Here is a 12,589-nt window from a genome sequence, read left to right as displayed (position 1 = left end):
CCTGAGGGTTGCCCCGTCATCCCCGACGGGCGATCCATCAGGGATGACGGGACACCCCTTAGGGTGAACGCCATGGAGACCCCCTTTGTCGGCGGGCCGCTGGACGGACGCGTCCTGCCCGTCATGACCGGGCCGACCGGGCATCCGCCCAAGTGGTACGAGATCCCCGTACCGGACGCGGACGGCGGGCCGCCCACCGTCCACACCTATCGGCGCGTCCCGGCCGGCTACACCAAACGGCTCGGGCTCCAGCGGGGCTGGAAGTACGAGTACGTCTCCGAGGGCCGGGAGCCACGCACCCTGAAGTGGCCCTGGTCGAAGCCGGGCGGCGGGGGCCGCTGACCGCGCCGGAGTCCGGGGCACCCCGCGCTGCCGGGCCGGAGTCATGTCCCCGGCCCGGGTGACACCGCTGCGCCGAACCGCCCAATGGTGAGCTAGTAACACGATATGTCGCCGCATCATCACCTAGGACTGGACTGTCCGTCCCGCAACCGGAGGTGATGACGTGTCAGGCAGAGAGCTGCGATCGGCCTGTACGGCGGCGCTGGCGACCATGACGGTCCTCGCGGCCATCCCGTTCGCCTCGCATGCCGCCGTGAAGCCCCGCGACGACGGGGCGCCCGGCGCGTCGGCGTCCGCCGGCCCGGGGGCCGGCACGAGCGGGCCGGAGGCGAGCGGTTCCCCGAAGGGCGGTCCCCCCGGCAAGGCGTCCGGGCCCGTCACCCGGCCCGGCACCGTCGCCGAGATGCTCTCCCAGCTCCAGCGGCTCTACCAGCAGGCCGAGGAGGCCACCGAGGCGTACAACGCGACCGAGGCGGAGCTGCTCCGGCTGCGCGCCGAGAGCGAGAAGCTGAGCACCCGCCTGACCAGGGCCCGTACCGCGCTGGCGCGCAGCCGGGGCGAGGTCGGCCGGCTCGCGCGCCAGCAGTACCAGGGGCAGTCCGACCTCTCCCGCTATCTCCGCCTGCTGCTCGCGCACAACCCGCAACAGGCCCTGGACGAAAGGCACCTGCTGGATCGCGCGGCACGCGGCAGGAAGGCGACGGTGGCCCGGCTCACCGAGAGCGAGAAGCGTGCCGACGCACTGGCCTCGGCGTCCCGCAAGGCCCTCGATCGGCAGCAGGAACTCGCCGAGAAGCAGAAGAAGCAGCGGGACGCGGTCAGGAACCGGCTCCAGCAGGTGGAGAGGCTGCTGGCCTCCCTCAGCAGGGAGCAGATCGCCGCGGTGACCCGGCTGGAGAAGGACGGTACGGAGAAGGCCCAGCGGGAGCTGATCGCCTCCGGGGCGCTCGGGGGCCCGGCGGAGGCCGAGGGACTGACAACAGGTCAGAACACCCTGGCGCCCTCGGCGGTGGGCAACACGGCGCTGAGATACGCCGCCGCGCAGATCGGCAAGCCGTACGAATGGGGCGCCGAAGGGCCCGACTCCTTCGACTGCTCGGGACTGACCTCGCAGGCCTGGGCCCGCGCCGGTGTGGCCATCCCGCGTACCAGCCAGGAGCAGTGGCGCGAGCTTCCCCGGGTCTCCCTCGACGAGCTGCGCCCCGGCGACCTGGTGATCTACTTCCCGAAGGCCACGCATGTCGCGATCTATCTGGGCGACGGAATGGTGATCCAGGCGCCGCGGCCCGGCGCCCATGTCAAGGTCTCGCCACTCGCGGCGAACCCGCTGCTGGGCGCCGTACGGCCGGACCCGGGATGGGCCTCCATGTCCCCGGCCGCGTACGAACCGCCGGAGCTGCCCGAGGGCGCGCTGGACGGCTCCGACACCGGCTACGGCCAGGAGGCGGGTCCGGGCGGAGGCTGAACGCCGGGGAACGCGCCACGGGTGGCCCGGCGACGGCCGGACCACCCCGGGCGGGACGTCAGGCCGAGACCTCCGCCAGATAGGCGTTCGTCTTGTCGGGGTCGTAGAAGAAGTTCTCGAAGTCGGCCGGGTTGTCGAAGCCGTTCGCGAACCGGTCGGCGACCGGCTGGAGCCCGCCCGCCGCGCCGATCAGATGGAGCACATGCTCCGGCGGGACGCCCAGCATGGCGTTGGTCCACTTGGTGACGTGCTGGGCGGTGTGCCAGTAACGGTCGAACGCCGACTGCATCCATGCCTCGTCGAACGGCCGGTCGCCGTGCGACACGATGGAGTCCAGATAGGAAGCGGCGCACTTGGCGGCCGAGTTGGCGCCCTGTCCGGTGATCGGGTCGTTGGCGACGACGACATCGGCGACACCGAGGACAAGACCGCCGCCGGGCAGCCGGCCGACCGGGGTGCGGACGGTCGGCGCGTACCGGCCCGCCAGCGTGCCGTTGGCGTCCGTCAGCTCGACCTTGGTGGCGCGCGCGTACTCCCAGGGCGTGAACCGCTCCATCAGCTCCAGGGTGAGCGAGAGATGCTCGGCCGGGTCCTTGACGCCCCGGAAGACATCGAGCGGTCCGCCGGGGACGCCCTCCCAGAAGAGGATGTCCGCGCGGCCGGAGACGGTGAGGGTCGGCATCACGAACAGCTCGCCGACACCCGGCACCAGATTGCAGCGGACCGCGTCGTACTCCGGGTGCTCCGGGCGCGGGCCCAGACCGTGGACGTATGCGACGGCGAGCGCGCGCTGCGGCGTGTCGTACGGCGAGCGCGACGCGTCGCGGCCGAACATCGAGACCAGTTCGCCCTTGCCCGCCGAGACCAGGACCAGGTCGTAGGTGCGGGAGAAGAAGTCCAGGTCGGAGACTGTCGCGCCATGGATCACCAACTGGCCGCCGCGCTGGGCGAAGGTCTCCAGCCAGCCGGCCATCTTGACCCGCTGGTCGACGGACTGGGCGAAGCCGTCCAGCCTGCCGACCCAGTCGACGGCCCGGGTCGAGTCGGGGGCCGCGACCGACACGCCGAGGCCCTCGATCCTCGGTGCCTGCGACTCCCAGAAATTGAGCTGGAGATCACGCTCGTGCTGGAGCGCCGTGTGGAACATGCACTGTGTGGACATGACCCGGCCGGACCGGATCTCGTCCGCCGTCCGGTTGGACATCAGGGTGACCTCGTATCCCTCGGCCTGGAGGCCGAGGGCGAGCTGAAGTCCGGACTGCCCGGCGCCGACAATGAGTATCTTCCGCATGGCGGGTTCTCCGATTGCGTTGCATGGTGCGAGTGACGAGTGGCACGTGCCTTGTGGTGGGGGGCTGGGGCGTGTTGGAGAAGTCCCGTCCGGCTCACGGGCGGACGACGCTGCTTCTCCAACACGCCCCGGGTGCCGGGCGGCGGGCGGAGTGGGGCGCCGGCGTTATTCGGGGGTGGCGTCGAGCGCGTGCCGCACCAGGGCGAGCAGCGACTCCACGACCTTGATCCGGTTGCGCGCGTCCATGATCAGCACAGGGACGTGCGGGGGGATCGTCAGGGCCTCCCGCACATCCTCCGGATCGAACGCCGGTGTGCCGTCGAAGTGGTTGACCGCGACGACATACGGCAGGCCGCAGCTCTCGAAGTAGTCGAGTGCCGGGAAGCAGTCGGGCAGCCGCCGGGTGTCCGCCAGGACGACGGCGCCGATCGCGCCGCGCACCAGGTCGTCCCACATGAACCAGAAACGCTGCTGGCCCGGCGTGCCGAAGACATACAGCACGAGGTCGTCGTCGAGAGTGAGGCGGCCGTAGTCCATCGCCACGGTCGTGGTGACCTTGTCGGGCGTGGCGCTGAGATCGTCGGTCTCCACGCTCGCCTGCGTCATCAGCGCCTCGGTCTGGAGCGGAGGGATCTCCGAGACCGCCCCGACAAAGGTCGTCTTGCCGACGCCGAAACCGCCCGCGACCACGATCTTGGTGGCGATCGGCGCGCGGGTCCGGTCGAGCTGCCACGCCTGGAGACCCTCTTCGGGTTCGTCGGCGGCCGACGCGGCGGTGACGCCGAAGAAGCCGGTGACGTCAGAGACGGCGGAGTCCACTCAGCACCCTTTCCAGCAGTGCGTGGTCGGGATGGCCGGTGCCGTGCCCGGTCCCGTACACACGGATCTTTCCCTGGTCGGCCAGGTCGCTGATCAGCACCCGGACCACTCCCAGCGGCATCTTGAGGAGCGCCGAGATCTCGGCGACCGTACGCATGCGCCGGCACAGCTCGACGATGGCGCGCATCTCCGGCATGACGCGGGACGAGGCCCCGCCGTCCGTCAGTTCCTTGCGCTCCTCCGCCGGTTCGAGCGCGGCGACGAATGTCTCGACGAGCAGGACGTGCCCGAAGCGGGTCCGGCCCCCGGTGAGCGAATAGGGCCGGACGCGGGCCGGTCTGCGGTCCGCTCCCCGTACGGGCAGCCTGCGGTGGGAGTCAGCGGCTGGCGTCATTGGGCGCTCTCCATCGACTTGCGGAGTTCGTCGCGTAGTTCGGGGGTCAGCACATGCCCGGCGCGGCCGACGAAGAGCGCCATGTGGTACGCGACGACGCTCATGTCGCAGTCCGGCGTGGCATGGACGCCGAGCAGTGAGCCGTCGCTGATCGCCATGACGAAGACACTGCCCTCCTCCATGGCGACCATGGTCTGCTTGACCCCGCCGCCGTCCATCAGCTTCGCCGCCCCGACCGTGAGGCTGCCGATACCCGACACGATGGTGGCCAGGTCGGCGCTGGAGCCGCGCGGGCCCTGCTTGCGCTCGGGGGTGGCTGCCGCCTCCGTGTTCTGCCCCGGATCCGAGGAGAGCAGCAGGAGTCCGTCGGACGAGACAACGGCGACCGAATGGACCCCTGGCACCTCCTCGACGAGGTTGCTCAACAGCCAATGCAGGTTACGGGCTTCGCTGCTCAGTCCGAATGTGCCTGTCGCAGTCAACTGCGTGCCTCCTCGACTGTCTCCCCCGTCTCTTCGGTGTGTTCCCTGGCGTGCGCCTCGGGTTCTATCCGCTCCGTGAGCTCGGCCTCGACATCACGCCGGCCTTCCTTCGCACCCTGGTGGAAGCCGCCGAGCCGGCGGCGAAGCGCGTCCGCGTCGACACTGCCGCCCCGCCCTGCGGGCGCGGAGGCAGGCTGGACGATCTTGGGGGTCCGCTTGGGCAGTCCCTTGTCGGTGATACGTACCCGCCCGGGAGCGGTGGACTCATCCGGGTCCGGCTCCGCCTCCGCGGGCAGGGGCCCGGCGGGCGGGGCCACGGGGGCCTGCCTGGGCAGCCGCATCGTGTAGGTGTCCTGATCGGTGCCGGGGTCCTCCGGGGCACCGTCACGGACGCGTTCGTGGGAGTCGGGACCGATGGCGTACGGGCCGGGCCGGGGGGCCTCCGGCACGGCGACGGCCGCGGACTCGGTACGGGGGGCCGGTACGGCCGGTGCCTCGGCCGCGGTCTCCGGAGCGGTCTCCGGCTCGCTCGCGGCGGCGGCTCCGGTGCCGCCGCCCGCGTGGGCGTCGGTCTGCTCCGCCTCCGATTTGCGGATCGCCGCCTCCGCCGCGGCCACCAGCGGGTCGGGATCGGCGTCGGCGTCGGGGCGGCCCGGCAGGGAGTTGGAGTTGGCCTCCGCCGCCGAACCGGGCATGTTGACCGCGGGAGCGGCCCCCGCGGCCCGTGCCTGGTGCGGCGCGGCGACCGGCGGTGAGGTCGGGAGCAGGGCCTCCGGCAGTACGACGACCGCGGCCACGCCGCCCTGCTGATGCTTGCGGAGCTCGATCTTCACGCCGTGGCGGGCCGCGAGCAGCGCGGCGACGCGCAGCCCGAGCCCCTCGCCCTCGGCATCGCCCCCGTACACCTTGCGCGTCGTGAGGCCGTCGCCGTTCCTGCGGCTCTCCCGGTCCTCCGGATCGGCGAGGCGGGCGTTGAGATCGGCCATCCGCTCCTCGGACATGCCGATGCCCTGGTCCTCGACGGAGAGCATCACCTCGCCGCTCTCCAGCAGCCAGCCGGAGAGCTGGACTTCGGCGTCCGGCGGCGAGAAGGACGTGGCGTTCTCCAGCAGTTCCGCCACCAGATGACTGAGGTCGTCCGCGGCGAAGCCGGCCACCTGGGCGTGCGGCGGCAGCGACTGGATCGTGACCCGCTCGTACCGCTCGATCTCGCTGACGGCCGCGCGCAGGACGTCCACGAGCGGGACGGGGCCGGTGGAGCCATGGCCGTGTTCATGGCCGGCGAGCACCAGCAGGTTCTCGCTGTGCCGGCGCATGACCGTGGCCATGTGGTCGAGCTTGAAAAGGGTGTCGAGCCGCTCCGGGTCCTGCTCGCTCTCCTCAAGATTCTCGATGACACCGAGCTGGCGCTCCACCAGGCCCAGGGTGCGCAGCGAGAGGTTCACAAAGGTGTGGTGGACGGTCTGGCGCAGCGACTGGAGCTGGGCGGTGATCTCGGCCGTGCGCTCCTGGAGCTCCGCGCGCTGTGCGACGACCTTCTCGCGCGCGCCGATCAGGTCGGTGCGGTCGCTGTCCAGCTTGCCGGTGCGGTTGGTGAGGTCGAGCAGCTTGCCGTGCAGGGTGTTGAGGGACCGTACGACCTGGGCGAATTCATCGTTGCGGCCGGTGAACCGGACCGGCTCCTCGGTCTCGGGCGAGGCGGCGAGCCTGGCCGCGCCGATCCGCAGGACGGCGAGCGGCCTGGTGAGCGTGCGGGCGACGGCGGTGGACACGCCGACGGCGATCAGCAGACAGCCGCCGAGCAGTGCGATACGCAGCTCAAGGCCGGTGACATCGTCGTCGCGGAGCTTCTCCAGCCGCGCCACCTGACTGGAGCCGAGGCCCGACTCGACTCCGCGCATCTGCTCGATCCGCGCGGTGAGCGCGGACTCGACCTTCTCCTGGTCGGCGTCGCGGTCCGCGTCGGAGAGCTCAGGGCGGTCGGTGAGCCGGGTCAGATATCCCTCGGCCGTCTTGACGTCGGGGCCGGTGACGGTCGTCGTGAGCGACTCCCGGGCCCGGGTGCCGGCGGTCTGGTCGAAGTCGGCGAGCGCGGCGAGCTCCCGGACCCGTGACTGCTGCGCGTCGGCGCTGAGGTCGTCACGGAGCTGGGCGTTCTTCTTGCTGTCCGCACCGGCCCCGGGCTCCACCAGGAGGCCGGTGACCGGGTCGTACTGCGGAGCGGTGTCGACATCGCCGGGGACGGCGAGCGCGGCGAGCAGCAGCCCGCGGGTGGCCGACGCCTGCTCGACCGCGCGGCCGAGAGCGGCGGGCGCGCGGGTGCCGTCCGCGGCCTCCGGCGGGGTCTTCTCCGCGAGCTCGTCGGCGAGGGCCTGGAGCTTGGCGATGACGTCGGAGTACGCGCGGTACGCGTCGAGCGCCGAACCCTTGCCGGTGAGGGCCGTACGACGGATGGACGGCACGGTGGAGAGATCGCGCAGCAGGCCGGGAGAGGCGGACGCGGCGGCGCGGATCTCGTCGATCTGACGGTCGACGCGGGTGCTGCGGCTGCTGGAGATCCGGTGCTTGCCCTTGTCCTTGCCGCCCGATTCGCCGGAGCCCGTCGCCTCCTGCTCCTCGCGGCCCGCCGCGATGTAGACGATGACCTCGTCGCGTTCGTCCGCGAGGGAGTGCGCGAGGGTCACGGCCTGCTGGTTGAGCTGGGCCAGGGTGACCAGACGCTGGGCGTCGGTCAGCTCGTTCGAGGCGGCGAGCACGGCGGGAGCCCCTGCCGCGACCACGGTGACGCCCACCAGGGCGACGCCGACGACCAGCCGGCTGCGTACCCGCACTCGGCGTCCTTCCTGAGCCTTGGTGGGCTCGCCGGCCCCGGTCGCTCCGGTCTTTTCGGTGGATCCGGACGTACCGCCGGTTCGCCGGTTCTGGGGGTCACCCGGAGATTCGCCGCGCATGACGCCGTTGCCCCGAGGCCGCTTTTTCTGCACCGGTGCTCGCATTCTTGACTCGTCCGCCCATGAAGCAGAGGTGACGACCGGTCACAACGGGAAACCCCCACCTCTGGCACGGCTTCTGACCATTCCAGCGCTTTTGAGAGGGGGGCGCGCATCGGCCGCTCCGCCACCTGAACGAGTGAACATCACGGAGGAGTTGGCAAACAACTCTGCCCAGCACGGGGCCCTCCGGAACCTGTCGTGCCGGGTGGACCTTCCGCGCGGGCTTTGGCAGGATGCGCGCCCGCAGCTCCCGGGATCAGTCAGCTCCGGCCGAACGACAGCCGCTGACCAGGCGGTACGGCCTCGCCGCCGGACGTGCAGAGCTGGTGAAGGAGTCATGCGGATGCGCCCCGGGGTCAGGCAGACTGGGGCGATGCGCATGGAACTCGCCACCGCCCACGGCTCCGCCGCACGCCCCAATGAGGACTGGACAACCGTGGCCCTGCCCGCGTCCGGCGAGGGCGGGGCGCTGGTCGTCCTGGACGGGGTGACGCCGCCGACCGGGGACGACGGTTGTGTGCATGGCGTGCCCTGGTTCACCGCGCGGCTCGGCGGCGCGCTGGCTGAACTGTCCGGTTCGCGGCGGGATATGACTCTGGCAGAGATCCTCTCGGCGTCGATCCTCCGTACGGCGGACTCCCACCGCGAGACATGTGACCTTTCTCACGTTCGTACACCTCAGGCAACGGTCGTACTGGTGCGCTGGGGCACGGACACGGTCGAGCATCTCGTCCTCTCCGATTCGACGCTGCTGATCGAGTCGCCGGACGGCGAGGTACGGGCGGTGCTGGACGACCGGCTGGACCGGGTGCCGCGCGAGGCGCTGCGCTCGGTGGCCTCCGCGGACGCGCTGCGCAACGCGGAGAACGGCTTCTTCACGGCGGCGGCGGACCCCTCCGTCGCGGCGCGGGCGGTGACGGGCAGCACCCCGGCCGCGCGCGTCCGCGCCCTGCTGGCCCTCACGGACGGCGCGGCCCGCTGGGTGGAGGTCTTCCGGGAGGGCACCTGGGCGGACTGCCTGGCGCTGGTGCGCAAGAGCGGCCCCCAGGAGCTGATCGACCGGGTCCGGGCGGCCGAGTCGGCGGACCCGGACCGGCTGGCGTTCCGCCGGGGCAAGACGAGCGACGACGCGACGGCGGCATACGTGGAGCTGTGACCCGGTCGCCGCGCCACCGGCCCTCGCGCGACCGAAGGGGCGGGGCGCCGCGCGCGGGCCTTCGCGCCGGGCTCTCGTACCGGCCGTCGCGCGTCAGCTCTCCGCGCGGGCGTTGAGATGGTGCAGCAGGCGGGCCAGTTCCGCGATCTCGCCACGGTCCCAGTCGGCCAGCTTCTGTACGTACATCTCGCGGCGGGCGTCCCTGACGCGCCGGAAGCGGGCCTGGCCCTCGGCGGTGATGCGGATGAGCGAGGCGCGCCCGTCGGCCGGGTCGGGCTCGCGGGTGACCAGACCCAGTTGCTCCAGCGCGCGAAGCTGCCGGCTCATCGTCGCCTTGCCCACCCCGAAGTAACCGGCCAGTTCGGTGGCCCGCTGGCAGCCGGTCTCCTCCAGCCGTACGAGCAGTCCGTAAGCCGCGGGCTCCAGCTCCGGGTGCACTTCGCGGGCCATTTCCCCGGAGTTGGACCGGGCCCGGCGCAGAAAGACGGCCAGCTCCCGCTCCAGTGCCAGGAATTCAAGGTCCACAGCACTGCCCCCGGCGGGGTCCGGTTCGCTTGCCGCACCACTTCCGTGCACATCAGAACCCATCGCGCGCTTTTCCGATCCTGAAAGTTTCTTTTACCGACGGCTGTTGCCGCAGCTCGGCCAGTATTTCGCAGGTTTATATCAACGGCAGCAGCGTGGCACCCTTCCGCCATAGGGGGCCACGCGCGGGGCGGCGCTATTGGCATGCTCATTCCATTACCTGCCCGTGATGTCCCCGCCGAGGTCGTCGAAGACATGCGACGGGCAGAAGGGGCTGGCCTACCGTGTGGAGCGGCAGGACCGGGAACAGCGGCGGCAACGCGGGACCAGAATGACCACGCGCACGGCCGCCGCTCCGTCCCCGAACGCCCACGCGGAGCGGCCCGCCTCCGGCAGGTGTCTGCCGGACGCGGGCCGCTGAGGACGTCTTCCGTTACGCCGCCGAGGAGACCAGGACCTCCGCCGGGGACAGCGCGATCTCCAGGACCTGGCGGACATCCGTCACCGGGTGGACCTCCAGCTTGTCCAGGATCTCGGCCGGGACGTCGTCCAGGTCGGCCTCGTTCCGCTTCGGGATCACGACCGTCGTGATACCGGCCCGGTGAGCGGCCAGCAGCTTCTGCTTCAGACCGCCGATGGGCAGGACCCGGCCGGTCAGGGAGACCTCACCGGTCATGGCGACGTCCGTGCGGACCAGGCGGCCGCTCAGCAGCGAGGCGAGAGCCGTCGTCATGGTGATACCCGCGCTCGGACCGTCCTTGGGCACCGCGCCCGCCGGGAAGTGGATGTGCACACCCCGGTCCTTCAGATCGGCCACCGGCAGCTCCAGCTCCGCTCCGCGCGAGCGGAGGAAGGACAGCGCGATCTGCGCCGACTCCTTCATGACGTCACCGAGCTGTCCCGTCAGGGTCAGGCCCGAGCCGCCGGTCTCCGGGTCGGCCAGCGACGCCTCGACGAAGAGCACGTCACCGCCCGCGCCCGTGACCGCGAGGCCCGTGGCCACACCCGGCACCGCCGTGCGGCGCTCGGCCGGGTCCTGGGCCGACTCGGGCACGTGGTGCGGACGCCCGATCAGCTTCCGCAGGTGCTCGGCGCCCAGGGTGAACGGCAGCTCCCGCTCGCCCAGTTCGTGCTCGGCCGCGACCTTGCGGAGCAGTCTGGCGATCGCGCGCTCCAGGTTTCGCACGCCCGCCTCACGGGTGTACTCGCCGGCCAGCTTGCGCAGCGCGTCGTCCTCCAGCGTGACCTCGCCGGACTCCAGGCCCGCCCGTTCGAGCTGCCTGGGCAGCAGGTGGTCCCTGGCGATGACGACCTTCTCGTCCTCCGTGTAGCCGTCGAGCCTGACCAGCTCCATACGGTCGAGCAGCGCCTCCGGGATGGCCTCCAGGACGTTCGCCGTGGCGAGGAACACCACGTCGGACAGGTCGAGTTCGACCTCCAGGTAGTGGTCGCGGAAGGTGTGGTTCTGCGCCGGGTCCAGGACTTCGAGCAGGGCCGCGGCCGGGTCGCCGCGGAAGTCGGAGCCGACCTTGTCGATCTCGTCGAGCAGGACGACCGGGTTCATCGAACCGGCCTCCTTGATCGCCCGGACGATACGGCCCGGCAGCGCGCCGACGTAGGTACGCCGGTGACCCCGGATCTCCGCCTCGTCCCGGACACCGCCGAGCGCGACCCGGACGAACTTCCGGCCCATCGAGTGCGCCACGCTCTCGCCGAGCGAGGTCTTGCCGACACCGGGAGGGCCGACCAGGGCCAGTACGGCGCCGCCGCGCCGGCCGCCGACCACTCCGAGGCCGCGGTCCGCGCGCCGCTTGCGCACGGCCAGGTATTCGGTGATCCGCTCCTTCACGTCCTCCAGGCCCGCGTGCTCGGCGTCGAGGACGGACTTGGCGCCACGGATGTCGTACTTGTCCTCGGTCCGCTCGTTCCAGGGCAGTTCGAGCACGGTGTCCAGCCAGGTGCGGATCCAGGAACCCTCCGGGCTCTGGTCGGACGAGCGCTCCAGCTTCTCGACCTCCTTGAGCGCGGCTTCCCGCACCTTCTCGGGGAGATCGGCGGCCTCGACGCGCGTCCGGTAGTCGCCGGACTCGTCCTCGTCGCCCTCGCCGTTGATCTCGCGCAGCTCCTTGCGGACGGCTTCGAGCTGGCGCCGCAGCAGGAACTCGCGCTGCTGCTTGTCGACGCCCTCCTGGACGTCCTTGGCGATGGACTCGGCGACATCCTGCTCCGCGAGGTGTTCACGGAGCTGCTCGGTGGCGAGCTTGAGCCGGGCCACCGGGTCGGTGGTCTCCAGCAGCTCGACCTTCTGGGCGGTGGAGAGGAACGGTGAGTAACCGGAATTGTCGGCGAGCGCGGACACGTCATCGATCTGCTGGACGCGGTCCACGACCTGCCAGGCACCGCGCTTCTTCAGCCAGTCGGTGGCCAGGGCCTTGTATTCCTTGATCAGGTCCGTCACGGAACCCGGCAGCGGGTCCGGGGCGATCTCCTCGACACTGAGGCCCTCCACCCAGAGGGCCGCGCCGGGCCCGGTCGTACCGGCGCCGATCTGCACGCGGCCACGGCCGCGGATCAGTGCGCCGGGGTCGCCGTCGGAGAGCCGGCCGACCTGCTCGACGGTGCCCAGCACGCCGGTCGCGGCGTAGGTCCCGTCGATCCGCGGCACGAGCAGCACCTTGGGCTTGCCCCCGCCTCCCTCGGAACGGGCGGCCGCCTGCGCGGCCTCCACGGCGGCACGGACCTCGGTCTCGGACAGGTCCAGCGGTACCACCATTCCGGGCAGCACGACCTCGTCGTCGAGCGGCAGCACGGGAAGCGTGAGCGATGTGGACGTGAGAGCCATGATCTCCCCTTCGGCAGTCAAGTTGAGCTATGCCCACTCAATGCTTGTGAGCCTCTGCTTGTTCCCCGGGCATTGTTCGCCCTGAGCGATCATCGCTCGGGTGCCCTGTACGGGCCGGTCCCGCGCGGCGGATCAGCTTCGCCTCGGCCGCGCCTCCCGGCCCGGGGCGGTGGTGACACCCGAGGCCAGGGAACCAGGGAGCGACGGCGCGGACGTGAATATTCCGCGACGGAAGCCGGCCCCCGGCCCGGCGGTGGCGCTCGCCGGGTGTCGCCCGGGC

At 71.4% G+C, this 12,589-nt stretch carries 10 protein-coding genes; 3 read left to right on the top strand and 7 right to left on the bottom strand.

All coding sequences use genetic code 11. The features are described from left to right. Positions 1-63: 63 nt before the first annotated feature. Positions 64-342, top strand: coding sequence for a hypothetical protein (locus ABZ707_RS14670; RefSeq protein ID WP_360173284.1), 279 nt, complete (start codon positions 64-66; stop codon positions 340-342). A gap of 163 nt (positions 343-505) precedes the next feature. Further along, on the top strand, positions 506-1,807 hold the full coding sequence (locus ABZ707_RS14665; RefSeq protein ID WP_360173281.1) for an NlpC/P60 family protein: 1,302 nt from the start codon (positions 506-508) through the stop codon (positions 1,805-1,807). Between the two features lie 58 nt (positions 1,808-1,865). Here ABZ707_RS14665 and ABZ707_RS14660 read toward each other — a convergent pair whose 3' ends face one another. From ABZ707_RS14660 to ABZ707_RS14640, 5 genes are all read right to left on the bottom strand, one after another. Beyond that, the gene (locus ABZ707_RS14660; protein ID WP_360173278.1) at positions 1,866-3,098 is read right to left on the bottom strand and encodes a styrene monooxygenase/indole monooxygenase family protein; all 1,233 of its coding nucleotides are present in this window, start codon (positions 3,096-3,098) and stop codon (positions 1,866-1,868) included. A 165-nt stretch (positions 3,099-3,263) separates the two neighbouring features. Beyond that, positions 3,264-3,917: an ATP/GTP-binding protein gene (locus ABZ707_RS14655; protein WP_360173275.1), complete on the bottom strand. Its 654-nt coding sequence runs from the start codon at positions 3,915-3,917 to the stop codon at positions 3,264-3,266. Further along, positions 3,898-4,311 (bottom strand): DUF742 domain-containing protein, encoded by a 414-nt coding sequence (locus ABZ707_RS14650; RefSeq protein ID WP_360173272.1) that lies wholly within the window; start codon positions 4,309-4,311, stop codon positions 3,898-3,900. The genes ABZ707_RS14655 and ABZ707_RS14650 overlap by 20 nt, the downstream gene beginning before the upstream one ends. Next, the gene (locus tag ABZ707_RS14645) at positions 4,308-4,793 is read right to left on the bottom strand and encodes a roadblock/LC7 domain-containing protein (protein WP_360173269.1); all 486 of its coding nucleotides are present in this window, start codon (positions 4,791-4,793) and stop codon (positions 4,308-4,310) included. The genes ABZ707_RS14650 and ABZ707_RS14645 overlap by 4 nt, the downstream gene beginning before the upstream one ends. Continuing rightward, positions 4,790-7,744: a nitrate- and nitrite sensing domain-containing protein gene (locus ABZ707_RS14640; RefSeq protein WP_360173265.1), complete on the bottom strand. Its 2,955-nt coding sequence runs from the start codon at positions 7,742-7,744 to the stop codon at positions 4,790-4,792. The genes ABZ707_RS14645 and ABZ707_RS14640 overlap by 4 nt, the downstream gene beginning before the upstream one ends. A gap of 415 nt (positions 7,745-8,159) precedes the next feature. On the opposite strand from ABZ707_RS14640, the gene ABZ707_RS14635 reads away from it, so the two are divergent. Then, entirely contained in the window at positions 8,160-8,942 is a 783-nt protein-coding gene (locus tag ABZ707_RS14635; RefSeq protein ID WP_360173262.1) for a protein phosphatase 2C domain-containing protein, read from the top strand. A 93-nt stretch (positions 8,943-9,035) separates the two neighbouring features. Here the strand turns inward: ABZ707_RS14635 and ABZ707_RS14630 are convergent, their stop codons facing one another. Further along, positions 9,036-9,530, bottom strand: a complete 495-nt coding sequence (locus ABZ707_RS14630) for a MarR family transcriptional regulator (protein ID WP_360173259.1) — start codon at positions 9,528-9,530, stop codon at positions 9,036-9,038. Positions 9,531-9,900: 370 nt separating this feature from the next. Then, the gene (lon, locus tag ABZ707_RS14625) at positions 9,901-12,309 is read right to left on the bottom strand and encodes an endopeptidase La (protein ID WP_360173256.1); all 2,409 of its coding nucleotides are present in this window, start codon (positions 12,307-12,309) and stop codon (positions 9,901-9,903) included. Positions 12,310-12,589 lie beyond the last annotated feature (280 nt).

The organism is Streptomyces sp. NPDC006923 (genome assembly GCF_040635655.1).
GTDB lineage: Bacteria > Actinomycetota > Actinomycetes > Streptomycetales > Streptomycetaceae > Streptomyces.
The sequence above is the reverse complement of the archived record's forward strand: the minus strand, read 5'-3'. Positions and strand labels throughout refer to the sequence as shown.

What these genes read in the sequence shown, in the direction of transcription:
- ABZ707_RS14635 (WP_360173262.1), top strand. Translation starts at nt 8,160, where the DNA reads ATGCGCATGGAACTCGCCACCGCCCACGGCTCCGCCGCACGCCCCAAT.
- ABZ707_RS14630 (WP_360173259.1), bottom strand. Translation starts at nt 9,530, where the DNA reads ATGGGTTCTGATGTGCACGGAAGTGGTGCGGCAAGCGAACCGGACCCC.
- ABZ707_RS14660 (WP_360173278.1), bottom strand. Translation starts at nt 3,098, where the DNA reads ATGCGGAAGATACTCATTGTCGGCGCCGGGCAGTCCGGACTTCAGCTC.
- ABZ707_RS14640 (WP_360173265.1), bottom strand. Translation starts at nt 7,744, where the DNA reads ATGCGCGGCGAATCTCCGGGTGACCCCCAGAACCGGCGAACCGGCGGT.
- lon (WP_360173256.1), bottom strand. Translation starts at nt 12,309, where the DNA reads ATGGCTCTCACGTCCACATCGCTCACGCTTCCCGTGCTGCCGCTCGAC.
- ABZ707_RS14650 (WP_360173272.1), bottom strand. Translation starts at nt 4,311, where the DNA reads ATGACGCCAGCCGCTGACTCCCACCGCAGGCTGCCCGTACGGGGAGCG.